Annotated in this window: 21 protein-coding genes; 5 read left to right on the top strand and 16 right to left on the bottom strand. The window is 71.0% G+C overall.

All coding sequences use genetic code 11. The features are described from left to right. Nucleotides 1-299: 299 nt before the first annotated feature. From GTY96_RS34955 to GTY96_RS34925, 7 genes are all read right to left on the bottom strand, one after another. Nucleotides 300-1,097, bottom strand: a complete 798-nt coding sequence (locus tag GTY96_RS34955) for a class I SAM-dependent methyltransferase (RefSeq protein ID WP_143899944.1) — start codon at nucleotides 1,095-1,097, stop codon at nucleotides 300-302. Nucleotides 1,098-1,104: 7 nt separating this feature from the next. Continuing rightward, nucleotides 1,105-1,863, bottom strand: a complete 759-nt coding sequence (locus GTY96_RS34950; RefSeq protein WP_143899946.1) for a ZIP family metal transporter — start codon at nucleotides 1,861-1,863, stop codon at nucleotides 1,105-1,107. 32 nt (nucleotides 1,864-1,895) lie between these two features. Beyond that, nucleotides 1,896-3,179 (bottom strand): COG3014 family protein, encoded by a 1,284-nt coding sequence (locus tag GTY96_RS34945; RefSeq protein ID WP_186001838.1) that lies wholly within the window; start codon nucleotides 3,177-3,179, stop codon nucleotides 1,896-1,898. 8 nt (nucleotides 3,180-3,187) lie between these two features. Then, the gene (gene lpoB / locus GTY96_RS34940) at nucleotides 3,188-3,799 is read right to left on the bottom strand and encodes a penicillin-binding protein activator LpoB (RefSeq protein ID WP_143899948.1); all 612 of its coding nucleotides are present in this window, start codon (nucleotides 3,797-3,799) and stop codon (nucleotides 3,188-3,190) included. A gap of 14 nt (nucleotides 3,800-3,813) precedes the next feature. Further along, nucleotides 3,814-4,629, bottom strand: a complete 816-nt coding sequence (locus tag GTY96_RS34935) for a hypothetical protein (protein WP_143899950.1) — start codon at nucleotides 4,627-4,629, stop codon at nucleotides 3,814-3,816. A 7-nt stretch (nucleotides 4,630-4,636) separates the two neighbouring features. Further along, complete coding sequence (locus GTY96_RS34930) at nucleotides 4,637-5,200, bottom strand: hypothetical protein (RefSeq protein ID WP_143899951.1); 564 nt, start codon at nucleotides 5,198-5,200, stop codon at nucleotides 4,637-4,639. 120 nt (nucleotides 5,201-5,320) lie between these two features. Beyond that, nucleotides 5,321-6,964: a mechanosensitive ion channel family protein gene (locus tag GTY96_RS34925; RefSeq protein ID WP_143899953.1), complete on the bottom strand. Its 1,644-nt coding sequence runs from the start codon at nucleotides 6,962-6,964 to the stop codon at nucleotides 5,321-5,323. Between the two features lie 179 nt (nucleotides 6,965-7,143). On the opposite strand from GTY96_RS34925, the gene GTY96_RS34920 reads away from it, so the two are divergent. The 4 genes from GTY96_RS34920 to GTY96_RS34905 all read left to right on the top strand — a co-directional run bounded on the left by GTY96_RS34920 (nucleotide 7,144) and on the right by GTY96_RS34905 (nucleotide 12,526). Further along, a complete protein-coding gene (locus GTY96_RS34920; RefSeq protein ID WP_143899955.1) occupies nucleotides 7,144-7,530 on the top strand; it encodes a response regulator in 387 nt (128 codons plus the stop codon). Between the two features lie 5 nt (nucleotides 7,531-7,535). Beyond that, nucleotides 7,536-9,095, top strand: coding sequence for a multiheme c-type cytochrome (locus GTY96_RS34915; protein ID WP_161666996.1), 1,560 nt, complete (start codon nucleotides 7,536-7,538; stop codon nucleotides 9,093-9,095). A 124-nt stretch (nucleotides 9,096-9,219) separates the two neighbouring features. Next, nucleotides 9,220-11,172, top strand: coding sequence for a lytic transglycosylase domain-containing protein (locus GTY96_RS34910; RefSeq protein WP_143899957.1), 1,953 nt, complete (start codon nucleotides 9,220-9,222; stop codon nucleotides 11,170-11,172). Between the two features lie 475 nt (nucleotides 11,173-11,647). Then, entirely contained in the window at nucleotides 11,648-12,526 is an 879-nt protein-coding gene (locus GTY96_RS34905; protein ID WP_161666995.1) for a L,D-transpeptidase family protein, read from the top strand. A 4-nt stretch (nucleotides 12,527-12,530) separates the two neighbouring features. On the opposite strand, the gene GTY96_RS34900 is transcribed toward GTY96_RS34905, so the two are convergent. From GTY96_RS34900 to GTY96_RS34860, 9 genes are all read right to left on the bottom strand, one after another. Further along, complete coding sequence (locus GTY96_RS34900) at nucleotides 12,531-14,288, bottom strand: ATP-binding protein (protein ID WP_186001856.1); 1,758 nt, start codon at nucleotides 14,286-14,288, stop codon at nucleotides 12,531-12,533. An 85-nt stretch (nucleotides 14,289-14,373) separates the two neighbouring features. Then, nucleotides 14,374-16,926, bottom strand: a complete 2,553-nt coding sequence (locus GTY96_RS34895; protein WP_143899963.1) for a serine/threonine-protein kinase — start codon at nucleotides 16,924-16,926, stop codon at nucleotides 14,374-14,376. 108 nt (nucleotides 16,927-17,034) lie between these two features. Continuing rightward, on the bottom strand, nucleotides 17,035-17,799 hold the full coding sequence (locus tag GTY96_RS34890; RefSeq protein WP_143899965.1) for a hypothetical protein: 765 nt from the start codon (nucleotides 17,797-17,799) through the stop codon (nucleotides 17,035-17,037). Next, nucleotides 17,796-19,082, bottom strand: a complete 1,287-nt coding sequence (locus GTY96_RS34885; protein WP_143899968.1) for an ABC transporter permease — start codon at nucleotides 19,080-19,082, stop codon at nucleotides 17,796-17,798. Before GTY96_RS34885 ends, GTY96_RS34890 begins: the two co-directional genes overlap by 4 nt. Then, a complete protein-coding gene (locus GTY96_RS34880) occupies nucleotides 19,079-19,783 on the bottom strand; it encodes an ABC transporter ATP-binding protein (RefSeq protein ID WP_143899970.1) in 705 nt (234 codons plus the stop codon). The genes GTY96_RS34885 and GTY96_RS34880 overlap by 4 nt, the downstream gene beginning before the upstream one ends. After that, nucleotides 19,780-21,432, bottom strand: a complete 1,653-nt coding sequence (locus tag GTY96_RS34875) for a hypothetical protein (RefSeq protein WP_161666994.1) — start codon at nucleotides 21,430-21,432, stop codon at nucleotides 19,780-19,782. Before GTY96_RS34875 ends, GTY96_RS34880 begins: the two co-directional genes overlap by 4 nt. 165 nt (nucleotides 21,433-21,597) lie before the next feature. Further along, nucleotides 21,598-22,404: a hypothetical protein gene (locus GTY96_RS34870; protein WP_143899974.1), complete on the bottom strand. Its 807-nt coding sequence runs from the start codon at nucleotides 22,402-22,404 to the stop codon at nucleotides 21,598-21,600. Between the two features lie 47 nt (nucleotides 22,405-22,451). Continuing rightward, nucleotides 22,452-23,639 carry an ABC transporter substrate-binding protein gene (locus GTY96_RS34865; RefSeq protein WP_143899976.1) on the bottom strand — a complete coding sequence of 396 codons (1,188 nt, stop codon included), beginning with the start codon at nucleotides 23,637-23,639 and terminating at the stop codon, nucleotides 22,452-22,454. Between the two features lie 33 nt (nucleotides 23,640-23,672). Then, nucleotides 23,673-24,410, bottom strand: a complete 738-nt coding sequence (locus GTY96_RS34860; RefSeq protein ID WP_120528049.1) for a PspA/IM30 family protein — start codon at nucleotides 24,408-24,410, stop codon at nucleotides 23,673-23,675. Between the two features lie 280 nt (nucleotides 24,411-24,690). Here GTY96_RS34860 and GTY96_RS34855 point away from each other — a divergent pair, with 280 nt between their 5' ends. Beyond that, nucleotides 24,691-26,088: a sensor histidine kinase gene (locus GTY96_RS34855; protein WP_143899978.1), complete on the top strand. Its 1,398-nt coding sequence runs from the start codon at nucleotides 24,691-24,693 to the stop codon at nucleotides 26,086-26,088. The last annotated feature ends 73 nt before the right edge of the window (nucleotides 26,089-26,161 follow it).

Genomic DNA, 26,161 nt, shown 5'->3' with positions numbered 1-26,161 from the left:
CCAGATGGAGAGCGCGGAAGGAGCGGCCCCTCCTTCCGCGCTCCGGAAGCATCTGGATGCGGTACACACCGTTGCCGGCGTATGGGCGGGACGCTTTGCGGATGTCGTGCCAGGAACAAAGCCCTGTGATTCCAGCGGCTTCTCCGCAGCGGCCCTCTTCCACTGCGTCCTGATGGAACGCAGGCGCGTCCTGATGGAACGCAACCCCGGCACCGTTTGAGCCCCAAGGCCTGACGCGCCCCTCGGTGTCCCGCTTAGCGGGAGCACCTGGGGTCATTCCATACCGGTCAGCGCGTGCTTCAGGGAGCGGCGCCCACGTCCGGCTTCAGGATGAACACGCGGTCCAGGCGCGGACTGCCGCGCCCCACGGGTGCCTCCAGGTCGTAGTCGAAGTCGAAGGTGGCGGCGACGCGCAGACCGGACTTGCGGAACAGGCGCTTCACCTGGGCTTCGTCGTAGGTGCGGAAGTGCCACGTCGTCTCGATGAGCCAGTCCTTGCCGGGTCCGGTGACGCGCAGGCGGTTGCGCATGGGCGAGCGGCGCAGCTGCTTCTCCGGCAGGCCCTCGTGCGTGTTGCAGACGACCTTGTCGCGCCCCACCTGCCCCACCCAGCGCTCGTGCTCGGGGCCGGAGCGCGCGTAGTCGGTGAGGTGGAAGCCCAGCACGTAGATGCCGTCCGGCTTGAGCAGGCGGCGGGTGCCGGACAGGTGCTCCACCGCGGCCTTCTCGCTGTCCAGGTAGCGGAAGGTGGACACCAGCGTGTGGGCCAGGTCCACGCGGCCCTCCAACGCCGGGTCGAAGAAGTCCTCCATGCGCGCCTGCGACAGCTTCACGCGGCGGCGCTCGGCGGGGGTGAGCCGCTTGCGCGCGTGGGCGAGCATGGCCTCCGACAGGTCATAGCCCGCGACGCGCAGGCCCCGCCCCGCGGCCTCCGCCACCAGCCGCCCCGCGCCGCACGCGGGCTCCAGCCACTGGTTGCCCCCCGTGCCGTAGCGCTGGCTCAACGCCTGGAGGAAGTCCGCCTCGCGCACGGTGTCGGTGCCGAAGATGGCCTCGTAGTACTCCGGGTGCTCGTACCAGTCCTTGCGTCGTTCCATGGCGCCTTCAGTGCTCCGTGTGTCCCAGGACCCGCGCGAGCACGAACATCACCAGCAACCCGGCTGCCAATGCCACCAGGTTGCGTCCGGGCTTGTCCCTGCCGTGCTTGTTCACGTGCGGCAGCAGGTCCGACACGGCGATGTAGAGGAAGGTGCCCGCGGAGAAGGCCAGCGCCTTGGGCGCCAGGGACTCGAAGCGCAGCACCGCGTCGAAGCCGAAGTAGAGCACCGCGCCCACCGGCACCATCAGGCCGTACAGCGCGGTGTACGCCAGGATGGTGCCGCGCTTCTTGCCCTCCGCCTGGAGGATGGACGCGAGCGACAGCGACGAGGGCACCTTGTGCGCGGTGATGGCCAGGAGCGCCATGGCGCCCACGCCCTCCTTCACGGAGGAGCCCAGCGCGATGCCGTCGAAGAGCGTGTGCGTGGACAGCCCCAGGAACGCGCTGAGGCCCAGCGCGTGGCCGTGCACGTGTTCAGCGCAGTCCGGCGGCTCCTCGCACGCGTGGGCGAGCAGGTAGCGCTCCAGCACCAGCACGAAGAGGAACCCCATGGGGACCAGCGCGAAGGCCCACCAGCCCCCGCCTTCGTACGCCTCCGGGAGCATGTGGAAGAAGGCCGCGCCGAACATCACGCCCGCCGCGAAGGCCAGGAACGTCACGAGCCGCGTGGAGCGGTCGTTGAAGATGACCACGCTCGCGCCAGACAGCGCGCTCACCACGACGATGAAGGAATACAGGAGGACTTCGGCCACGACCGGCGACATGGGGCGCGCACCCTACTCCCAAAACGCCCGGGTCAGTAGCTTCGCACCACGAGCACCGCCACCCGTCCCGGCTTCACGTCCACCAGGTGCGTCGTCGGCCGGCCCGGCGCGTCCACCTGGACGGTGTGCTTTCCCGGAGGAAGCCGGAATCGCGCCACCTGGAACTCCGCTGGCAGTGAGAGCCACGAGCGCAGGTCCGGCTGGTTGCCCGCGTTGAGCACCAGGAAGGTGAGCACCCCCAGCTCCTTGCTCTTGGTCAGCGCGCCCACGCCCGCGGCCAGGCCCGCCTTCGCCACCGCGCCCGCGAGCTGCTTCGCGAGCATGCGGCCGATGCGGTCGTTCAGGTGCACCTGGGCCACGCGCGACAGCGACGTCACCGTGATGGCCCGCTCCGCCTGCCCCTCCACCGACACACGCACCGGCGGTGTGCCGCCGCGGTCGCGATAGACGGGCACTTCAATCAGCTCCCCGGAGTCACCGCTGGAGCGCGACATCCGCTGCTTCTCCGGAGACAGGCCCGCTTCCACCACCACCACCAGCTGCCCGTCCCCTGGCGCGAGCGGGTCGTGCGCCACGCCCGAGAACTTCCGGGACAGGGTGTCGTAGGCGTCGTCGCGGCCGGTCTTCTTCGCCAGCCGCAGCAGCGGCTCCGCCAGCCCGCCCAGCCGGGGCTCCAGCTCATAGGCCTTCATGTAGTCGATGAAGGCCGAGTCCCATTCGCGCTGGTCCTCGTACAACACGCCGCCCAGGTAGCGGGCGATGGCCAGCTGTTCGTAGGGCTTCTTCTCGTCGACGATCATCTTCTCGATGCGCTCGTTGACGCGGCGGACCTCCACGAGCGCGTCCTCGTCCCGGCCCAGCTCCGTGTAGTTGAGCGCCTGGAGGACGGAGATCATCAGCTTCTCGAAGTCCTCTCCCCGGTAGGCGCGGTGCCGCTCGTTGCTGAGCAGCACCCCGGCCTCCTCGCTCACGGAGGTGATGTCCAGCTCGCCGCTGAGCCGGTCCGCCTCCGCCAACACCTTCGTGCTCTCCTCCCACTGGCCGGCCGCGTGCAGCACCATGCCCCGGTCCAGCAGCAGCAGGAGCCGGTCGCGCTCCGGGGACTCCCGCTGCTCGGCATCCAGCGCGCTCAGCGCGCGCGGGTAGTCCGAGGACTGGTACGCCCAGCGCGCCGAGGCCGTGCGCGCCACGTAGTCGCTGGCGCAGCCCGTGCCCAGGACGCTCAAGGCCACGGCGAACAACAGGCCCCAGCGCGCGGCCGCGGGACGGACGGGAGCGCGTGGGGCCTGGGGGACGATGTCAGGGAGGTTGGACACGGGGACGGCTACCAGCTCACGCCCTGCTTCTCGAACTTCTTGCGGATCTGCTTCTCGTCCGTCCACGCCAGCGTCCCGGTGCGCACGTCGTTCAGCTTCGCCGTCATCTTGTAATAGACGAGCTTGTCGCGGCCGACCTCCTGGATGATGGAGGCGAGGTCGCCCGTCATCAGGAAGTCCACCGACGCCTGCTGGCCCGGGGCCTTCGCGGCGTTCGGGTTCACATAGCCGGACTGCTGGTACTCGTACTCCTCCGCGATGTCCTGGCGCGCGGCCTGGTCCACCAGCGCGAAGCGGCCGGTCTGCGCGAGCGCCGTCTGGATCTTGTCCGCCAGCGAGCGCATGTCGATGTGCTCACTGGTGCTGTTGCGCAGCTTGCCCACGAGGACGATGGGCAGGGACTGGCCCTGCGGCGGGGCCTGGGCGAAGCGCGGAGAGCTGGCGAGCGACTCGGCCATCTTCTTCGCGATGAGCTGCAGGTCGTTCTCGTTGAAGCGGTCCCCCAGCATCTCGATGGTGTTGGGGTCTTCATAGGTGCCCCGCGTGAAGGCGCGGGGGCCCGCGCAGCCGGCGAGCGACACGGCGACGAGGGCGGACAGCAGCAGGCGGCGGGTGTTCATGGTCGGGTCGACTCCTAGTTCCATTCGCATTCGAAGCGGCTGCCTTCGAAGTTCCACTTGTAGGCAAGCACCGCGTCGCGGCGGTAGCCGGCCGTCAGCCGGCAGAGGCTCTGCAAGGACGCGCGCGGATAGTCGAAGGTGTACGTCTGCGCCTTCGCGCGCTCCTGCGGGGTGAGCTGCGAGGGGTGCGTGAGCGTGGGGCTGGCGCTGGCGGCCACCAGCACGCGGTGCGCGCCGTAGGTCTTGAGCGGCACGTGTCCCGCCAGCTGGATGCGGCGCACCGTGCGGGCCACCATGATGTCGCTGCGGTCCACCATCGTCTCGTGGCTGTTGCTGCGCTGGAGCAGCTCCGGGAGGTTCGCGGAGAACACGCGGGTGATGTCCCCGTCGTCCACGAAGAAGTAGAGGAACGCCTCGCGCGCGGTGCGGCTCTCTCCGGTGAAGTCCAGCGTCACCAGGACGTCCAGCTGCCGGTTGGGCGCCAGGCCGTGGCGCGACACCGCCGCCAGCACCGTCTTGTCCACGCCCGCCTTCTTCAGGCGGATGAGGCCGTCCGCGCTGGCGTCACAGGAGCAGCGGCGCTCTTCAATCATCTTCACCAGCTGGGCGGGCTCGAAGCCGGCCTGGGACAGCTTGGTCAGCTCCTCATCCGTGAGCGGGAGCTGATCCGAGCGCTCGTAGATGCGCGGCAGCTGGTTCGGGTCCCACTGGATGATGTTGTAGGTCTGCACGTCCCCCGACGGGAACGGCAGCGAGACCGGGGGCGCGGAGGCACGAGGCGCCTGCGCGGCGGTCAACGCGACAGCGGCGGCGAGCAGTTGGGCGATCATGGCGACGTTAGAACCGGTATCCGATGTTCATGAACAACCGGTTCGTCACTCCTCCTCCCCCGATGGGGATGTCCGGCGAGTAGTGCAGACCCATGAGCACGCGGTCGCGGCGGCCCAGGAAGAGCTCCGCGCCCACCTGCGGCGACAGGGCGAAGCGAAGGCCCTCGCCCTCCGGGATGACGATGGCGCCCGCCTTGATGCCCAGGGTGAAGGACACCGGCCAGCCCCAGGTGCGGAAGGTGGGGCCCACGTTGCCGATGAAGCGGCCTCCGTCGAACACGTAGGCGCCGCTGGCGTCCAGGCGGTACCAGTCATCGCCCCAGAGGGAGACGGTGGCGCCCACGAACAGCGGCGGCCCCTCCGGCGCGCCCGCGGGGTTCTTCTGGGCGTTGATGGCCGCGCCCCAGTCGAACTGGAGCGACACGCCCCGGCGGTTGTCGCCGTAGCCGCCCGCGCCGTACTCCGACTCCTCGGGCCCGTCGGTGCGACCCCGCTCCTGGGCGCTCGCGGTCAGCGGCGCGGCGACGGCCAGGAGCGCCAGGGCTCCGCACAACGTGACAGGACGCTTCATCTCTTGGACTCCCCAGCGAGGGTGCGACTGCTCTTACGCGCGTCATACGTCGCGACGGGCGACATATTCATCGGGTGGCGAACTTCCGTGCAAGCGCCCGCTCCCCCGGAGGCGCCGGATTCAGGCCCGGGGCTCCGGGGCGCCCGCCGTGGCCTCCTCCAGATCGTCCTTGGGAGGCGGGGGCAGCTGGGCGGCGCGGGACTCGCTGCGCACCATGGGCAGCCACTGGGGACGGCCGCGCAGGAAGAGCACCAGCCGCTCGCGCACGAGGAAGCGCAGGTCGCCCAATTGGCTGGAGTTCGCCGCGCTCACCAGGGCGCGCACGGTGAGGGTCTTGTCCATCACGTCGAAGACGACCAGCGTCTTCACCCGGCCATCCCACAGGTGCTTGCCCTCGTTCGCGAGGATGCGGTCCAGTTCGGCGCGCAGCGCGTCGATGTCCGCCATGTAGTCCACCTGGAGGATGACGGTGCCCATCATCTCCGGGGAGCCCTTGCTCCAGTTCTGGAAGGGCTTGTCCAGGAACTGGGTGATGGGGATGACCATCCGGCGCTGGTCCCAGATGCGCAGCACGACATACGTGAGGGTGATCTCCTCCACGACGCCGAACTCGTTCTCCACCAGCACCTGGTCCCCAATGCTCACCGGCTGGGTGATGGACAGCTGGATGCCGGCGAGCAGCGTGGAGATGGACTTCTGCGCGGCGAGACCGATGACCAGACCGGCGATGCCGGCGGAGGCGAGCAGCGACACGCCGACGTTGCGCACCACCTCGAACTGCATCAGCAGGAGCGCGGCGGCGATGACGTAGGTGGCCACCTCGAACACGGCGCGCAGCACGGCCAGCTGCGTGCGCAGCGAGCGCGCGCGGGGCTGGTTTCCCCCCTCGGTGGTGACGCGGCTCTGGACGAACGCCTCCGACACCCGGAGGAAGCGCAGGATGAACCACGACACCGCGACGATGACGAGCGAGTAGCTCACCCGGTCGCTCAAGAGCCGCAGCTTGGGGGGCAGCAGCAGGAACGACGTGCCCAGCGCGAGGAACAGCGAGAAGAACGGCAGCCGCAGCGGGCCCCGTCCCGCGCCGACGAGCTGATCATCCCAGGTGATCTTCGTCCAGCGCGCCACCCGCATCGCGGCGGACAGGAGCAGCTTCTCCAACAGGTACGAGAAGATCCACGCGCCCAGCAGCGTCACCGCGAGCCCCAGCCACTGCCACAGCTCCAGGCCCAGCACGGTGCGGTCGAAGAAGAAGGCCGGCAGCGTTTCGGTGAGCAGCGGGCCGTACTCGTCGAAGAGCGGGTCCACCATCTTCACGGTGGCCTCCGCGAAGACCCAGGTGGGCGCGCCGTCCACCGTCACCCGTTGCAGGCGGATGGGCACGCTCTCCCCCTTGAGCGGGATGGCGCCCAGGGAGCTGAAGCGCGCCCCCGGAGGCTCGCCTTCCGGCACCTTGGGAAGGGCGGACACCTCCACGGCCAGCTCGCGGTCCAGGACGAACTTCAGCTTCCGCGCCAGTTGGGCGCCCTGCGCGGCCTGTTCGGAAGCCGGGAGGTAGTCCAGGTAGAGGTAGAAGGCGGCGCGGGGGTAGTCCCCGCGATGCACCGCGTCCAGGAAGCCTTGCGTGGTGGCGCGCGGCGACGAACGGTCGAGGTCCTGGGGGACCTGCCCCAGTCCAGGGTTGAGGGCGGCCGCGGGGAGGCCACCGAGGAGAAACCCCAGGAGGAGGAGGGCCGCCAGGGCCCGGGAGGCGCGGTGCTTCATGGCGCTTCCTTACCCTTTTTCGGTCCCGTTGCCCGTGAAAGACGGCCACGACCTCCGCGCCCGCCCGGCGGCTGGGACGCCCCTCGGGCAAAGCCGCGAACCCGGCCTGGGTTGCGACACGGGAAAGCATTGGTGCGACGCTGGGTGGTGGGCTAGAACCGACCCCAAGGAAGGTCGCCGTGTCCGAGCAGAAGCGAAGAATCCTCCTGATTGACGACAGCGAGATCACCCTCGCCATGGAGAAGGCCGTCCTGGAGGCGCGGGGCTACGAGGTCGTGGCCACCTCCACGCTCATGGAGTTTGAGAAAACGCTTCAGAGCTGGCGACCGGACCTCATCCTCACGGACATCCACATGCCGGAGGCGAAGGGCACGGACATCTGCCGCACGCTGAAGAACGAGTACAACACGCAGGACATCCCCATCGTGTTGTTCTCCAGCCTGCCGGACGACGAGCTGTCGAAGCTGGCCGAGCAGGTGGGCGCGGACGGCTCGCTCTCCAAGGTGAATGGCCTGGAGGCGATGGGCGAGAAGATCGACGAACTGGTGCAGAGCATCCTCTGGTGATGACGATGCGCGCGGCCGTCCTCGCGGTGCTCGTGAGCGCGCTTCTCGCCGGTTGCAGACGCCAGGAGTCGCGCCCCCAGGAAGGCGGCGCCCCGGCGAAGCAGGCCCCCACCCCCGCGCCTCCGGGCGCGGTCCTCTTCCTCTCCGCCGACACGCGCGGCTACCTGGGCCCCTGCGGCTGCAGCGAGAACATGCGCGGCGGCATCGGACGGGCGGCGTTCCAGGTGCAGGAGGCGCGCAGGGGCGGCCAGCCGGTGCTGTACGTGGACGGCGGCAACAGCCTCTTCGGGGAGACGCACCTCAAGGCGGATCAGGTGCCGCAGGAGGAGCGCAAGGCGAAGGCGCTGGCGGACGCGCTGCGCACCATGGGCCTCGCCGTGCGCGCCACGGGAGCGCTGGACGACACGCGCGGCGCGGACTTCCGCCGGGGGCTGGGCCTCCCGGAGGTGGCGCCGGGCGAGGTGAAGGTGCTGGACGCGGGGGCTCGCCAGGTGGGCGTGGTGGCGGCGGATTCGGGCGAGGCGCTGGTGAAGGCCAGCCAGCGGGCGCGGGAGCAGGGCGCGGACTTCGTGGTGGGCCTGTTGGACCAACCGCTGGAGACCGCGCAGGCCGCCGCGGCGCTGCCGGGGCTCGCCGCGAACCTGGTGGTCGCGACCCACAGCGCCAGCGAGTTCTCCGCGGAGGAGAACCGGCTGGTGCGCTCCGACGTGCCGGTGGTGGCGCTGCAGAGCAAGGGGCGCTCGCTGTTGCGCTTGGACCTGACGTACGCGGCCGCGAAGGGACCCTTCGCGCTCCAGGCCTCGCAGGGAGACGTGGACCGGGAGGTGGCCGCGCTGGAGCAGCGCATCGCGCTCCTGGACAAGGAGATCGCCCTGCCGGGACTGGACCCGAAGCTGAAGGCGCTGAAGCAGGGCAAGCGCGACGAGCTGGCGGCGCGCAGACAGACCGCCCTCACCGCGCCGCCCGCGACCGCCACCGACGTCAACGGCTTCACGCTGCGCTTCCTGCCGCTGGAGTCGAACCTGCCCACCGCGCCGGACACGCAGGCGCTGGTGAAGGCCTACGACGCGGACGTGGGCGCGCTGAACCTCGCGTGGGCGAAGGCGCACGGCCAGGACTGCCCGCTGCCCGCGAAGGGACAGTCGGGCTTCGTCGGCAGCGCGGCCTGCGCGGACTGCCACCCCGACGCGACCGCCGTGTGGGAAGGCACCAAGCACCACCACGCGTGGGCGACGCTGGAGGAGGTGGGCAAGCAGCACCACCTCAACTGCGTCGGCTGTCACGTCACCGGCTGGCAGCAGCCCGGCGGCGTGTGCCGGCTGGACAAGGTGGCCGGACGCGAGGACGTGGGCTGCGAGAGCTGCCACGGCCCCGGCTCGCGTCATGTGGACGCCCCCAGCCCGAAGACCATCGTGGGCAAGCCGGGACAGGCCGTGTGCGTCACCTGCCACAACACGGAGAACTCGCCGCACTTCGACTTCGCCACCTACCTGCCCCGCGTGCTCGGGCCGGGTCACGGAAGACCGGAGAAGAGCGGGCAAGCGGCGGAGCCCCCGTCGAAATAGGGCGCTCGCTCCCACTCGGTGTCCATTCGGGGGGCACACCGAGCGACTTGTTGTTTGACTGTCAAGAAAGCTGGCGAATACTGCGGCCTTCGCCTGCTTCTGGGCGACATCGCCTGGCGTTCCCATGCCGCCTCTCTCCCTCATCCTGCTTGCCCTGGCCTCGGTCCCCTCCCCGCCGGGGGTGGCGCCGAAACCCGTGCCACCGCCGGGCGTGCATGCGGTTCCCTCCTCGGAAGCACCTTCGCTGACGGCGGACGGCACGCTGGCCGCGCCTCCGGTCCCCATGATGGAGGAGGGCGAGGACAGCGACGAGGTGGAGTCCGAGTCCGCCGAGCTGGAAGAGCTTCGCGCGCTGGAAGGCGCCACGCTGGACCCCGAGTCGAAGCCGAACGCGGAGATGATGCAGTCGCTGCGGCGGCTGGGGCTGACGAACCCGCTGCGGCTGCGGATGCTGGACGCGCTGGAGGAGCCGACCTTCCGCGAGGACGACACGCCCCCGGCGCTGGCGCGCATCACGGACCTGGCGACCTTCGACATCTCGCGGGTGAAGGACCGCTACGACATCCCGGTGGACATGCAGCCGCGGGTGGCCGAGTACATCCAGTTCTTCCAGGGCCCCGGCCGCAAGTGGTTCCGCAAGTGGATGGCGCGCTCCACGCGCTACCTGCCGGTGATGCAGCCCATCCTGGAGGCGAAGGGCCTGCCCCGGGACACGGTGTACCTGGCGATGATCGAGAGCGGCTTCTCCGCGAACGCCTATTCCTGGGCGCACGCGGCCGGGCCGTGGCAGTTCATCTCCAGCACCGGCAAGCAGTACGGCCTCAAGCAGGACTTCTGGGTGGACGAGCGGCGCGACCCCATCAAGGCCACGCAGGCGGCGGCGGCGTACCTGAAGGACCTCTACGGCGAGCTGGGCCACTGGTACCTGGCGTGGGCGGGCTACAACACCGGCTCGTACCGGGTGCGCAAGATGGTGGAGCGCTACGGGACGAACGACTTCTGGGTGCTGGCGGAGGAGCGCGGGCTGGCGAAGGAGACGAAGCACTACGTGCCCAAGCTCATCGCCGCGGCGCTGGTGGCGAAGAACCCCACCGCGTTCGGCTTCTCCGAGGAGGAGTTCCAGTACGAGGCCACGCTGGAATACGACGAGGTGAAGCTCACGGACGCGACCGACCTGGACGTGGTGGCGCGCGCGGCCGGGGTGAGCGTGACGGACGTGCAGGAGCTGAACCCGGAGCTGCGGCGCTGGTGCACGCCGCCCGCGACGACCTCGAAGCCCTACGTGCTCAAGCTGCCGCGCGGCACCACGACGCTCTTCGCGGAGAACCTCCAGAAGCTGTCGCCGGCGGACCGGCTGACGTTCCGGGTGCACACCGTGAAGCGCGGCGACACGCTGTCGCAGATCGCCCAGAAGTACGGCACGGCGCCCGAGGCCATCCTCCAGATGAACCGGCTGAAGAACGCGCGGACGCTGAAGCTGCGCACGGAGCTGGTGATTCCGGTGCCGGCGAACGGCCGGGGCGGCAGCGGCGAAGCGGGTGGCGCCCTGGCGTCGAAGGTCGCGCAGGCGCGGCGCAGCGGCGTGGTGGTGGCGCGGCCGGAGGACGAAGTGCCCGCCGGAACGCCCAAGGGGCCCGTGGCCGCGGGTCCCGTGAAGACCGAGAAGGTGGATGGGAAGACGCGCGTGACGTACGGGGTGCAGGACGGCGACAGCCTGTGGCTCATCGCCAACCGCTTCCAGGTGTCCGTGGACGACCTGAAGAAGTGGAACAACCTGCCCCGCCGCAACCGCACGCTGTCGGTGGGCACGCTGCTGGCGGTGTGGCCGTCGGACGCCAAGAGCGCGGCGCCCGCCAAGGTGGAGGAGCGCGGCGGGACCATCGTCGTGGCGAACACCGTCGCGGGCCAGGCCCCCGTGGGTCCCAAGGGCAAGGTGCACACCCTGGCCGAGGGCGAGACGCTCTGGTCGGTGTCCCAGCGCTACAACGTGTCCGTCGAGGACATCATGAAGTGGAACCACATCAAGGACCACCGCACGGTCCCCACCGGCAAGCTGCTGTCGCTGAGCGCGCCGTAGCGGCATGAGGGCGTGAGGCGACGGCCGGGGGCTTGCAGTCCCCGGAGCCATGCTCGCATCCGCCCTGCTTCGAGAGACGTCCGCGGTCCTCCCTGAAACGCCCGACACGCGAGAGCCCGCGCCCATCGACGCGGGCCGGCCGCCGGGAGCGCCCCTGCTCCGGTCCGTCCTGTTTGGTGGAGCCGGTCGTCCGGGAGACAGGACGGTTCCCAGGGAACCGACTCCGCGCCGCGAGCCTCCTGCCTCCGAGCCCAACTCGCTCACGCGCTTCCGTGAGTCCCCTTCATCCGCGCACGCACCGCTTGCCAGCGCGCCACCGGGAGCCGGGACCGGGGCCACGCCGCGCGCACCGGGCACGGCCTTCCACGAGCGCTCGCGCGTCGCCGCGACGACGGATGGCCGCGCGAGCGCGATGCCATGGTCCGGAGAGACGGCCCGCGCATGGGAGGCTGTGTCGACGGCACCGGTGACACGGATGGCTTCATCGCTCGCCTTGGCGAACGCCGTCACCTTCAGGCCCACACCTCCGGGCGACAGCGCGCGCACCGGAGGCACGGACGGCGCGAGCCCTTCGTCGACGCCGCCCCTGGAACACCCTCGCTTCGCCGGCTCCTCTCAGCTCATGGACGTGGCCGCGGGTGGGGCGGTGCTGGGCGCGGGCTCACGGGGTGACGGACTTCTCGCGGTGCAGGGCGCGCTCCTGGACATGGGGTTCGCGCTGTACGGCGGCGCGGACGCACGCTACGGCCCGGACACGGCCCGCGCGCTGCGCAACTTCCAGGTGCATGCTCGCGCGGGGTTCCCCGAGGTGCGCTCGAACGGGGTGCTCGACGCGGCCACGCTGCGCGCCCTGGTGGCGCTCGCCCCCGCGCCGGGGGCCCGGGGACAGTCGCGCGCCCTGCCCTCCCCCTTCTACGCGGGACAGCCCGTGCGCGTCGTCATCGCCCTGCGCGAGCACCGCACCTTCCTCTTCGACCCGGAGGGGCAGCTCCTGGACATCTTCCCCAACGCGGTCGGCACCGCCGCCACGCCCACGCACGCGGGCCTCAAGGTGGTGCGCGCGAAGCTGGATCAGGTGGCCACGGAGGACGCGGGCGCGCGGCTGTGGAACGACCGGCACGTCTTCGGCGCGCGGCTGCTGGACCTCTCCTGGGTGGATGGCCACCGCAGCGGCGAGGAATTGCACGGCACCAGCGCCCCCGCCCTGCTCGGGGGCGACGTGTCCCATGGCTGCATCCGTCACGCGAACGAGGACATCCTGGTGCTGCATGACGCGCTCGCCGTGGGCGACCGCATCGCGGTGGTGGAGACGCTCCAGGATCCGAACCTGGGCGTCCCCCTCACCGCTGGCTGAGGCCCTACTGCTCCTCGAGCAGCATCTTCAGCTCGCGGACGCGCCGGCTGATGAAGTCCCGGTCCACCTTGCGGAAGTTCTCTGGCAGCAGCGCCCGGCTGGTACACTCCTGCACCGCCACCAGGTTCTGCATCTCGATCTCCAGCGGATAGCTGGGCGGGACGAAGTCGGTCAGCACGGCGATGAGGTCGTCCTTCGTCACCTGGTCCCGCCCGTCCGCCAGCGCGCGGAACTTCGAGCGGACCATCACCGCCTCGATGTCCGCGCCGCTGAAGGCCCGCAGGCCCTCCGGAATCAGCGAGGAGAAGGACTCCACCCCCTCCACCGCCACGCCCGTCTTGCGGCTCATCGCCTGGAACAGCTCGTTCCGCTCCGCGTCCGTCTGCGGATAGAAGAGCGCGATGTGCTCCTCGGCGCGCCCCTGACGCTTCAGGTCGATGGGCAGCAGGTCCGGCCGCGCCGTCAGCAGGAACCAGACGATCTTCCCGCGGTACTGCGTGTTGCCCATGAAGGACGCGATGGAGCCGAAGATGCGGCTGCTCGTCCCCGAGTCCCCGCCAGAGTCGCGGTTGCCCAGGAAGGTGTCCGCTTCGTCGATCATCACCGCCACCGGCCACAGGGCCTTCAGCAGGTTGAAGATCTTCTCCAGGTTGGCTTCCGTGACGCCCTGCCACTGGCTGCGGAAGTTCAGGAACTTCACCACCGGGATGCCAATCTCTCCGGCGAAGCAGCTCACCATGAACGTCTTGCCCGTCCCCACCGGGCCGCTCACCAGGTAGCCCATGGGCATGACCTCGATGCGGCCCTTCTTCAGCGCGGACGCCGCCTGCCGCAGCATCTGCTTGGCGGGCGCATGGCCCGCCACCGCGTCCAGCGTGTGCGCGGGTTCGATGAACTCCAGCAGGCCGTGGCACTCCGCCTGGATGAGCTCCTTCTTCTTCTCCTTGAGCAGGTCCGGCGTGATGCGGATCTCCCGCTCCAGCGCCTCCGTGAGCACGCGGTCCAGGTTGATGCGCGACAGGCCCGCCGTCATCTTCGCCAGGCCCGCCAGCGGCACCTCCGACAGCGACTGGAGGCGCTTGCCCTCCAGCTTGGAGCGCACGTAGTCCAGGCGCTCCTCCTCCGTGGGAAGGGGCAGCTCGATGGGCGCCACGTACGGGTTGCGGCTGATGCGCGGCGACATGTCCGCCAGGTTCTCCGCCAGCAGCACCACCGACACGTCCCCCGCGAGGAACTGCGGGTCGTGCGCCCACTTGTCCAGCGTGGCCACGACGAAGCGGTCCTCCGCGGACAGGTGGCTCATCTCCCCGCCGGGGACCAGCGTCTCCGCGAAGTCGATGATGAGCGCCAGCGAGCGGCCCTCGCTCAGGCGCATGCGCAGGAAGTTCTCCAGGATCTGCAACGCACGGCCCGGATCGCGCGGCATGACCTTGGCGTAGTCGGTGCCGTACATGGCGTCGTAGCCCGACATGGCCCGCACCAGGTCCTTCTGCGTCTCCGGCGTCGCGGAGCGGATGCCGGACGAGCGGTCGTAGAACAGGACGTGGTCCCGCCCACCGAACAGCTCCTCCGACAGGAACGTCTTGAGCGTCCCGAAGCCGCGCCCACCGCCTTCCAGCTGCAAGGGCTGCAGGTCGCGCACGGCCCCGTACAGCAGGAAGGTGCTGACCGTCTTCGTGTAGTACTTGCGCGCCAGCTGCTGCGCCCACCGGGGCAGATCCGCCAGCGGATCCGCCTTGTTCACCTTGCGCACCTTCGTCACGGACATCCCTCCGGCGCCACTCCCCCCAGGGACATCCGGGGGGAGGACCCCCAGGCCTACCTTTAGTGTCGGGACCGCGCCGCCGCTAATCGCGGCAGCGCGCCAGCTTCTTCAAGGACGCTTCCACCTTCACCGAGCCGCCCGGCGTAGCAGGCGCTCCCACGGACACATCCGCGTCGGAGAAGCACTTCGCCTTGAGCGTCAGCTCGCGCGTGCCAAAGGGCACCCGCACGTTCGTCGGCGTGACGGCGCCCAGGTCCTTGTTGCCCAGGAAGATGGAGGCGCCCTCCGGCGTGGACTCCACCCGCACGTCCACCGGGGCACGCTCGAGCACCGCCGCCACGTCGAGGCCGCTGCTCTTCACCTGCACGGTGGAGATGTGCGGCGCGTAACCGGGCGCCGACACCTCCACCAGCGGCGAGTCGGAGCTGAGGGAGAACTCCCGGTTGACCAGCTCGTGGCTGCCCTGCGCCCGGGCCACCTTTCCGTCGATCTTGACCTCGGCGTCGTCGGGCTGGGTCTTGAAGACGACCACCACCGAGCGCGACTGGCGCTTGAGCACCACGGGCACCTGCGTGGCGTTGGCCCCTTCGGACACCATCACGGCCTGGTTGAAGGCGTCGGCGCCGTCCGCCGTCACCACCACCAGCACGTTGCCCACCGGCACCTGCTTCAGGATGAAGCCGTTCGAGGGGAACTTCTCCGGAGGGCCGGCGTTGATGGACACCATCGCGCGGTCCTTCACGTCCAGCGACTTGAGCTCCACCATCACGTAGCCCAGGGCGGCCTTGCTCGGCGAGAGCACCACCGCCATGCCCACCAGCAGGAGCAGCGAGGCCAGGGCCACGGCGCTGTAGAGCAGGCGCTTGTCGATGCCGCGCAGGCCCATGCCACCGCCAGAGGCCTCCGCGGGCGCCTCCTTCGTCCGTGCATCCCTCGCGTGGGGCTCCTTCGCCGGGGGCGGACGCGGCGGCGCGTTCGCCCCGCTCAGGACGGGCGGCCCGGGCGGGCGCGACAAGGGCGGCAGCTGCTCCGGCGGCGCGTCCGGCCGGTGGAGGCGCGGCAGCTGGCTGTCGTTGCCCCGGTTCGGCGTCTGCCGCGGCGCGGGCGCGTCGTGGGCCATCAGCGTGGGCACGTTGGTGAGCGACGGGCGCGGGGGCGCGGCGCTGAGCACCGGGGCGTTGCTCTGGGACAGGCGCGGCGGCCCCGGAGGAGGCGGGGGCAGCGACGAGGGCGGCGGGATGACTGCGGTGCGGCCCGCCACGTCCTCATCGTCGTCCACGGGCGCGGCTGGAGTCTCCAGCGGCGTGACGGCGCGGCCAATGGCGGCCCCCGGCTGGGTGGTGGGCTCCGGGGCGTCGTCGAAGACGGCGTCGCGGTCCACCATCTGCGTCGCCAGCTCCTCGTCCTCCTTGGGCGAGGGCGCGGCGGGCGCGGCGGTGAGCTTGGGCAGCGCGGCGAGCGTGGGCGAGCGGCGGGCCCCCTGGCCGGCGTTCGCGCCGGAGTTGGAGGCGCGCGGCGGCGGCGCGGAGACCGGCTCCACGGCGGGCGCGGAGGGCGCCACCGCGGGGATGTTGGTCATGCTCTGCGTGGGCACCGGCGACGGGCCGCTGAAGCCCGCCTCGATGGCCGCCAGCATGCCGTCCGGCGCGCGGATGTCCGCGTACTCGGCCAGCCGCTGCTTCTCCCGTTCCACCTCTTCGGCGAACGTGGACTTCATGTACTGCATGAGGTCCTTGCGGCCGAAGATGGAGTCGTTCGTCAGCAGGAAGCGCTGGAGGTCGTCGCCCAGCTCGCTGGCATACTGGTAGCGCTCGTCCACGTCCTTCGCCAGCGACTTGAGGACGATGCGCTCCAGCGCCTCTGGGATGCGCCGGTTGTACGTGGACGGGGACGGCACCTCCGCCTTGCGCACCTTCTCCAGCACGCTGAAGTCGCTGTCGCCCACGAAGAGGCGCTCGCCCGTGAGCATCTCGTAGAGGCACACGCCAATGGCGAACACGTCCGAGCGCCGGTCCAACGGCAGGCCGCGGATCTGCTCCGGGCTCATGTAGCCGAACTTGCCCTTGAGGATGCCGGCCTGCGTCTTCGTCGCCTTGCCCGCCGCCTTCGCGATGCCGAAGTCGATGACCTTGACCTCGCCCTCGAAGGACACGAGCACGTTCTGCGGCGAGATGTCGCGGTGGACGATGTTGAGGTCGCGCCCCATCCCGTCCTTCTTGCGGTGGGCGTAGTCCAGGCCCTCGCACATCTTCGCCACGCAGAAGGCGACCAGCGGCACCGGCGCGGGCTCCCCCTTCTTCCGGCAGCGGTCGAAGATGGCCCGCATGTCCTTGCCGGGGATGTACTCCATCGAAATGAAGTAGCTGCTGGCGATCTGCCCCAGCTCGTAGATCTGCGCGATGTTGGCGTGGGTCAGCTGGACGCTGATCTTCGCCTCATCGATGAACATCGAGATGAATTCTTCGTCCTCCGCGATGTTCGGGAGGATTCGCTTGATGGCGACGAGCCGCTCGAAGCCACTGGCGCCGAACTGTTTGCCGCGCCAGACCTCCGCCATGCCGCCGATGTTGACGCGGTCCAGGAGGAGATACTTCCCGAACGGGATGGGTTGCCGCTTCGGTTGAGAGGTCGTCACTTTGAGTGGGGGTCGAGTCCTTGCAGGGAGCCTATCGATCGCGGCTCCGAGGGGTCAACCGCGCACGCGGACCTATTTCCGCACGCTTGCCCTGCAGGCGACCCGGATTCAAGGCACAGGGGACGTCACCGCGCCACCCCCATCCACCTGGGGAATCTCCAGATCGATGCCCTCCATGACGCCTTCCTCCTCTGGGACCTGGACGCGGACGACGGCGAAGCGAGGCTCGCCCCCGCGCGAGAACACCGCTGGCGCACCAAAGCGCACCTCGGCGGGCAGCCCGACCAGCCCCACCCAGGCCTGCCTGCCATCCCGGGCGACGCAGTACAGCAGCGTCCCGGGGCGTGTCCCAGGAGCCTCACGGGGGGGACCCTCGCAGTCCGTGCGCACCTGGAGTGCGTAGGCCGGCACCGGCACGCCCCGCTCCAAATACGGAGGGCTGCCCAATTCCTCCACCAGGGGCTGGAGGACGCGCGCCTGCGTGGGCACGGCCTGCGGCGTGGCCAGCTTCTGGGCCCCGCTTTGGAAGCGCTGGAGCGCGACCGCGGCCAGCTCGGGCGAGTCCAGCGGCGTCCGCCCCTCCGCCAGGACCAGGTCCACGAAGAGCGCGCCCACGAGCAGGATGGGCAGGAGCCGGTAGCCCTTGAAGCCCTCCGGCTGCTTGCGCAGGAGTCCCCCCAGGAACACGGCCAGCCCCACCGCCGCGAGCCCCAGCACCACGCCCGAGCGGACGGCGGACGGCGGCGTCATGAGCGCGGAGACCTCCGCGGAGCGGGCGCGCAGGGCATCCGCGAGGTCGCCCCCGTAGATCCACGCGAACCCCACCAGGCACACCCCGTTGGTCAGCAGCGTCTTGCGAGCAGGGCCGGTCATCCCGCGAGCGTCCTGGCCGGGTCCGTGGCGGCGGCGCGGCGGCTGGGGAAGTAGGCGCCGGCGAGCGCGGCCAGGAGGCCCAGCAGCACGCCGCCCAGCACCACGCCCACGGGGAAGGAGAAGAAGCTGTCGGGCTTGAAGGGGAAGTTGGGCAGGTAGCCCGCCGCGAACCGGTCCACCGCGAAGGCCAGCACCAGCGCCGCCGCGGTCCCCGCCCCACCGCCCAGCACGCCCACCACGCTGGCCTCCGCCAGCACGATGGCGCGCACGTCCGCGCGCGAAGCGCCCACGGCCTGCATCACGCCAATCTCCCTTGCCCGTGCGCGCACCGACGAGGACATCGCATGGGCGATGTTCACCGCGGCCAGCACGCAGATGAGGATGGACAGCAGCGCCAGCGCGGAGGTGGTGAGCGCCACCGCCGCGCCCGCGTTCTCCGCCATCCTGCGCTCTTGATCATCGATCTCGAAGCCCATCCCCTTCACCGCGTCCACCAGCTCCGGGACGCGCGAAGGGTCCGCCGCCACCAGCGTGACGCCGGAGTAGCTGTCCGCGTCCGCGCCCGCGGCGCGGTTGATGCGCACCGCCGTGTCCAGGGGGATGGTGATGCCCGCGAGCATGGCCCGGTCGGACGCGCCCACCACCTGCGCCTGCTGCGTGGTGCTGGGGCCGCCCGACGTGGCCGCCACGTAGGAGCGGTTGAACTCCACCGGGAAGCCGAAGCCGATGAGCATCTCCGCGGACAGCTGCGGCAGCTTGCGCGCGGGCGCGAACGTCTTGTTGTACAGCTCCAGCAAGCGCGTGGAGATGAGCGCGGGGATGGCCTTGCCCTCGCCCGGGTCACTGAAGTCCTTCGCCTCCTGGAGCCCCACGTCCTTGCGCACGAGGCCGGGGTCCACGCCCACCGCGAGCACCTCCATGCCCATGCGCAGGCGCGAGCCGAAGAAGACGCCGTCGTAGCGGGTCACCGCCGGCACGCGCACGTTCATCTTCCGGTACGTCGTCTCCACGCCGGGCAGCGCGCCCAGGCGCTCCACCGCCGCCGCGTCCAGCTTGCCGCCGCCCAAGAGGCCCAGCGACACCGACGCGGGCACCACGTCCACCAGGCGCGAGTCCGTGGGGAAGATGCGCTCGCGGATGACGCTCCCCACGCCCAGCCCCAGGCCCACGAAGAACACGAGCGCGCCCACGCCCATGGCCACGCCGAAAGCGGAGAAGAACGCGCCCCGGCGCTCGCGCGCGAGGGACAGCCGCACCAGCCTCGACAGCGCGTCCCACCTCACGGCGCACCTCGCGAGGCCAGGGGCTCGGAGGAGGTGGACTCCTCCACGAGCCTCGCGTCCTTGAGCCGGAGCACCCGGCGCGCCACCGCGCTCATGCGCTCCTCGTGGGTGACGGTGAGCACGGTGAGCCCTTCCTTGTGCAGCTCCTGGAAGAGCTGGATGACGCCCGCGCCCGTCGCCGCGTCCAGGTTGCCCGTGGGCTCGTCGCACAGCAGCAGCCGGGGACTGCCGAAGAGGGCCCGCGCGATGGCCACGCGCTGGCGCTCGCCGCCGGAGAGGCGGATGGGCGCGCGGTCCTGCTTGGCGCCCAGGCCCACGCGCTCCAGCAGCTGGCTCGCGCGCTTGCGCCCGTCCGCCGTGGCCGGACCGAAGTGCGAGGGCAGGAGCACGTTCTCCAGCGCGGACAGGTTGGGGATGAGGTGGAACGACTGGAAGACGAAGCCCACGTGCGTGTTGCGAAAGCGCGCCAGCTCCCTGTCGCGCAGGCCGGTGAGCTTCACCCCGCCCACCTCCAGCTGCCCCTGGTAGTGCACGTCCAGGCCGCCCAACAGGTGCAGCAGCGTGGACTTGCCGCTGCCGGACGCGCCCACCACCGCGACGAAGTCGCCGGCCTCCACGTCCAGGGACACGCCGTCGAGGACGCGCACCCGCGCCCCCTCGCCGTCCTCGTATTCCTTCACGACGTCTCGCGCGCGGATCACGGCGTGGCCGGGGTCGTGGTCGTGGTGGCGGCCGGCGCGGGCGTCAGCCTCAGGGAGATTTCAGCCTGCAGCGCCTTGTCCTTGCGCGACAGCGCCATCGTCACGGCGCGCAGGTCGTCGGTGGCGTCCAGCCAGCGCACCGTGGTGGCCTTGATGGCGAAGCCGCCAATGCCCCACGCGGCGGACGGCAGCGCCTTCACCGCGTCCGCCAGCCGGCGCAGGTCCAGGAGCACCACCACCGCGGCGTCCTTGCCCACCGACTTCAGGTCCTCCGACACGGGGCCCGTGCCCGCCGGCTGGGCGAGCGCGGCCAGGGACGACTCCAGGCGCGCGCGCGGCGCCGCGAGCACCAGCTTGCCGTCCTTCGACAGCGCGAAGTGCGCGCCCTCGCCCGCGCGGTACGACGTGAGGTAGGCCTTCTGGCCGTTCACGTCCATGGGCTCCACCTTCGCGCCGAAGCCGCCCGCGAAGCCGGGCACCTTCTCCAAGGTGGCCTGCCCCTTCGCCACGTCCTTCACCTCCGCCAGCGCCACCAGGTTGACGAAGCGGAAGGGGTTGGTCCGCCGCAGGTCCAGGTCCGGCATGCCCGAGGACAGGTTGACGTTGGGCGACAGCGACAGCGACAGCACCATCCCCGGCTTGAGGTTGTCCAACACCTCCGTCTTCACGTTGAAGCCGGCCTCCTGCACCGCGCGCGTCACCTGCGAGCCCGCGAGGTACGGCCACACGCCGTCGAGCTGCGCGGGGTCTCCCCGGAAGCGCGCCACGAAGAAGCTGTCCTGCGGCAGCCAGCCCACGAGCGCCTCACCGCCCTTGGGCTCCAGCCCCGCGAGCGACGCCTGCGTGTCCGGCCACGGCGCGTCCGCGCGCAGCGTCACCGCGCGCTCCTCGATGTGGCCCGTGAAGGTGATGCCCTGCACCGTGCCCATGGGCAGCAGGCCCGTGCCGCCCGGCAGCCACACGTGGAAGTCCCGGTCGCCGGAGAGCCGCTTGAGCGACGCCTCCAGCACCGGCTCCTTCGCGAGCGAGCTCTCCTCCGGCAGCACCGCCAGCTCCGTCAGCCGCGCCACCGACGCGCCCGCGGACAGCAGCACCAGGTCGTGCTTGAGGAAGAGCATGCCCAGCAGGGGCTCCGTGGAGCCCGGGCGGTGGAAGGTGACGAGCCGCCCCGCGTCCGACTTCGCCTCCTTCTCCTCCGACGCGCCCAGGCGCGTGCGGGCGAAGGTGGCGAAGGTGGTCTTGAGCTTGTCCGCGTCCTTCACGCCGATGACGGACACCACCTGCGTGCCGCCCAGGAAGGCCGCGCCCGCGCCGCGCTTCGGATCGATGCCGGCATCCTCCAGCGCCTTGCGGCTGCGCAGGTCCACGCCCACCTGCCGCATCACCGCGGACACGTAGCGCTCCGCGGACGGGAAGTTCTGCAGCTGCGCGACGAACGAGGCCACCTTGAGGTTCTGGAAGCGCGCCAGCTTCTCGCCCAGCGTGCCCAGGTCGTCGATGACGACCGCCGCCTGCGCCGTGCGCGGCAGGTAGCGCGACACGCCCGACGGCGAGGCCGCGGGCCCGGCCGCGTCCTTCCCGCAGCGCGAGCAGCCGGCGAACACGACCAACACCAAGAGCAGCGGGAGGAAGCCTACGCGGCGGAGCATGGACGTCAGGACAGGATGCCTGCGGCGGAGAGTCAATCTATTCGTGCGCCGTCACCGGCCGCTGCCTCGCCCCCAAGGTGCCACGGTGAACAGGCGCCACCCGACCCACCGCGAGGGGCGGTCCAGGCCAGCAGGGGCGGACCGGCATGCGGGCCCGCGCCCGGCTCACCGCACGCGCGTGCCGCCGTGCGGCAGGGGCCCGCGCGTCTCCTCGGTGAAGTCGAGGAAGCGCTCCATCTGGCGCACCGTCTCATCGGTGGCCTCCGTCTCCGCGGAGAGCACGTCGAGCTGGCGGTTGACGCTCTCCGGGTCGCGGATGGCGATGGACTGCTCGTGCGTCAGCCGCATCAGGTCCTCGATGCCGGCCAGCTGGTGGCTCACCACCTCGCGGCTCTCGCCCGCCTGCTCGAAGCGCATCAGGCGCTTGCGCAGGATCTCCACGCGCTTGCCCTTCACGTCCTTGAGGCGTGGGTTGGGCTCCTCCGCGACCTCCGCCTCCAGCGCCGCGACCTCACCCGCCAGGTGCTCCCGGTCCGACCCGCCCAGGTACGTGCGGTACTGGTTGAGCGCGGAGATGAGCCGCAGGAACGACGTGAGCAGCGCGTCCAGCTTGGGCTCGCTGTCCGCCACCAGCACGCGCCCGCCGGGCAGCTTGCGGTAGTTGCCGAGGATCTTCTCCTTCAGCCCCACCAGCTGCTGGTAGTGGTCGCGCTGCGACGGCGCGAGGTCCGCGAGCAGCGCGTCCACCGCCGCGCGCGCCGCCTCCGGGTTGTCCGGCTGCTTCGAGCGCACGGCGCGCTGGAAGCGCGACATGGACGACAGGACGCCCAGGTACAGGCCCTCCACGCCCAGCGCCACCAGCATGGGCAGCGGCTGCTGCGTCACGGCGCTGGACATGGCCGCCGTCGTCAGGCCCACCAGGTTGGCCGGCAGGAGGAACGCGGCCTTGATGTAGTTCGGTGTCTTCGCCACGTCCGACTCCCCTTCCCGCTGCCCACTCCCAGAGCCTAAAGCAGGGCCTAGGGCCCCCGCGCCTCGGAGACGTATTTCAGCGCGCCCAGGTCCCGCGTGTCCTCCGCGGGCGGGGGCGCGGTCCCGCGCTTGAGCTTCTGGAAGAGCGCCGCGGCGCTCTGGAAGAGCTCGTCATAGGTAACTGGCGCCTCGCCGGAAAGTCCGAAGAAGGCCCGATTGTCCGCCAGCGTCGCGGGCGGCGCGCTGCGGATGGCCTCCGTCGGGTCGCCCAGGTAGGGCGCCACCTCGCCCAACAGCCGCGCCCCGGCCGCCGGGTCCTTGAGCACGCCCTGCCCCGCGTCCAGGAGGCCCCGGAGCACCCGGCGCACCGCGTCCGGGTAGCGCGCCGCGAAGTCGCCCCGGGCCACCAGCACCGTGGCCAGGAGGTGCGGCGCGTCCGCCGTCGTCGCCAGCACCTTGCCGCCCCGGTCGCGCGCGGCCAGCTCCACGTCGCCCCACAAGCCCACCACCACGTCCGCCCGGCCCTCCCGCAGCGCCCGGCCGGCGTCCAGCGTGGAGGGCAGGTCCACCCACCGCACGTCGGAGGTCCGCAGCCCGGCCCGCGCCAGCACCCACAGGGCGAAGTAGTGCGACGAGCCGCCCGGATACACGCCCACCCGCCTGCCGCGCAGGCTGGCCAGGTCCGGCACGCCCACCGCCGCCATCGCCTCCTGGCCCCGGCTGCGCCCCACGAGCAACACCGTGCGCGGCGCCGCGTCCCGGAGCGTGGGCGCCCACGACGCCAGCCGGTCCACCGACAGCGCCGCCATGTCCACGCCGCCGTTCTCCGCGCCCACGGACAGGGCCTGCTTCAGCTCCTCCTCCCGGGCGAAGAGCACCGCGCGCGCATCCAGCGCGTACGCTGTCTTGAGCAGGCCCTGGGCCGCGCCAGCGGGCGTCACCGGGTTGTCCAGCGTGGTGGAGCCACCCGCGGCGACGAGCAGCGCGGAGGCGGAGCCGCGCGGGGTGAAGCCGATGAGCACGGGCCTGAGCGGCACCGACGCCACGTCCGCCACCGGGGCCGCCACGCCCGCGGGAAAGTCACCGGGGGACAGCCGCACGGCTTCGCGGGTGGAGGGGAAGAAGCGCGCCTGCAAGCGGTCGAGGTAGCCCGCCCGCGAGGCGAACACGTACCCCGCGCCCAGGACACAGAGCGCGAGGAAGAGAAAGAGGCCGGGTCCGCGGTGCAGCTTCATCCGTGTGCGCCGGCCTCTTTCATGGGGGGAGAACTACTTGATCTCCACCTTCTTGCCGATGGTCTTCTCGGGCCCCGCCCCCACGTCCGACACCGGCGCGGGGCTGTCCAGCAGGCCCATCTCCATCTTGAACTGCTTGACCAGCTCGTCGCCCTGGATCTTCTCGGCCTCTTCCTCGATGGCCGCCGCCTGGTGGTCCACCGACTCCAGCGCCATCTGCATGCGCGCCTCGTTGATGGCCGTCTTCTCCTGCACCTTGCGCAGCATCTCGTCGTGCGTGGAGTCCACGCCGGCGACCGTGAAGGACTCCATCGTGTCGGCGACCTTCGCCTGCCACTTGGCGCGCCGCGCGTCCCGGACGGCGTTCATCGCCTCCTGGGTCTTGCGGTCCTTCTCGCGCATGAACGCCTTCTTGACGTTCAGGGCCTTCTCGTAGGCCTGCTTCGCGATGTCGAGCTGCTGCTGGTTGCGGGCGAGCGCTTCCTTCTCTCCCTGGAGCTTGGTCGCGTACGTGCCGGCCAGGTCGTCGCGGCCGGCCTGGATGGCGGCCTTCACCTTGGCGGTCAGCTCCCGCACGTCCTGCTGGTACTTCATGTTCTCCTTCTCGAGCAGCGTCACATTCGCCCGGACCATGGCGATGGACTCGTTCATCTTGGGGACCTGGTCGTTCAGGTCACGGATGTTCTGCTCGAGAATCAGCTCCGGATCCTCGATGGAGGAGACGAAGAAGCCCGCGAAGCTCCGCATCGCTCTCTTGAATCGCTGCCACATGTCGGCTCTCACCTCCGCCTGTGCGTAATCCCAGCCACCTTACACGAACTCCGCCACCCACAAGCACCCGGCCGAAAGGCGCGTGTCATCGTGACTACGCCTGCCCGGAACGGATGATTGCCCCCGGACGGCCACCGCCCGCCAGCCCGGCCGGGGCCAGGGCCACCGGACGACCCCCTCCCGCCAGCCCCTGTTTCTAGGGGTCCGGCGGGTGTCGCGAAAGACGAGGCGGCCATGAACTTGCCGGGCGGGGAGGAAGCGGGGAAAACGGGAGCGTCCCATGGACACAGAACCTCCCGTCGCCTTTGAGAATGAACTCGCGCGGGTCGTGGCCGCCCAGCGCAAACATGTGCTGGGCGCGGGAGCGGCGGTGCGGCTGGTGGGCACGGCCGTGTTCTTCGCCGTGAGCGTGGGGCTGTGGTTGTCCGGCGCCCGCGACTGGACGCACTATCCCCCGCTGCTGCTCTGCTACGGCGGCGTGGTGGCGATGCTCTTCGCGCTGCGCTCCCGGCCCTTCTCGCGGCAGCTGGGCGTGGTGCAGTCGCTGGTGGACGTGGGGCTGGTGTTCGGGCTCCAGCAGCTGGCGCTGCCCGTGTCGCCCTTCCCCGCGGGCGTCGCGGGCTTCAGCCTGGGGCTCTTCGCGCTCGTGGTGGCGCTGTCCGGCCTGGAGCTGATGCCCTGGCTCGTCTATGGCACGGCGGGCCTGTCCGCGCTGGCGCAGGCGGTGCTCATGCGCGAGGCGGGCGTGGGCCTGGGCGCGGTGACCGTGGCCGCGGTGACGCTGGTGCTGGTCGCGGCGGTGAGCCACTACGGCACCGGGCGGCTGCGGCAGCTGGCCATGGACCTGTCGCGCGCGGAGGTGGCGCGGCAGCTGGACGCCCGCCGCGCCACCGAGGTGGAGGACGCCCACCGCACCATCGAGCGCATGCTGTCGGAGGCCCACGGGCGCAACGCCCAGCTGGAGGCGCTCCAGGCCCACCAGGAGCAGCTGATGCAGTTCCTGGTGCACGACCTGCGCTCGCCGCTGTCGGCCGTGACGCTGTCGCTGTCGTGGATGGAGCAGGAGCTGCCCGTCGGGACGCCGCTGGTGGAGTCGGTGCGCACGGGGCTCGCCGTCACCGCCCGCCTGGACCGGATGATCTCCGACCTGCTGGACGTGCCCCGGCTGGAGCAGGGCCGGCTGTCCCCGCGCAAGCAGCCCTTCCCGGTGGCCCCCCTGCTGGACGAGGTGCGCCGCTCCCTGGACGGCGCGGCCCGCCTGCGGAAGATCCGGCTGGAGCTGGCCTCCTCCCCGGGCCTGCACCTGACGGGGGACGCGGGCCTGCTCATCCGCGTGGTGGAGAACCTGGCCACCAACGCGCTCCGCTACGCGCCGTCCGGCGGGCGGGTGCGCCTGGAGGCGGGCGAGTCCGAGGGCCTGCAGTGGCTGGCGGTGCGCAACGACGGCATCGCGATCCCCCCCGAGGCGCGCGAGTCCCTCTTCGACAAGTACGTGCAGGGCAGCCGTGAGAAGGAGGGCCGCCGGGGCTACGGCCTGGGCCTGTACTTCTCCCGGCTCGCGGCCGAGGCCCACGGGGGCCGGCTCTCCGTCGAGGACGCGGACGGCTGGGCCACGTCCTTCGTGCTGCGCCTGCCCCGCGCGCAGGCCCAGGACGCGGCCACCGCCCAGCGCCGCTAGGCCGTGTCTGATGGATGTGGGAGCGCCGGTTGTTGTCTCCGCAAGGAGGCAAGGCGAGATGATGCGCTACGAG

The organism is Corallococcus silvisoli (assembly GCF_009909145.1).
GTDB lineage: Bacteria > Myxococcota > Myxococcia > Myxococcales > Myxococcaceae > Corallococcus > Corallococcus silvisoli.
Note: the sequence above shows the minus strand (reverse complement) of the source record. Positions and strands in the feature narration are given on the sequence as shown.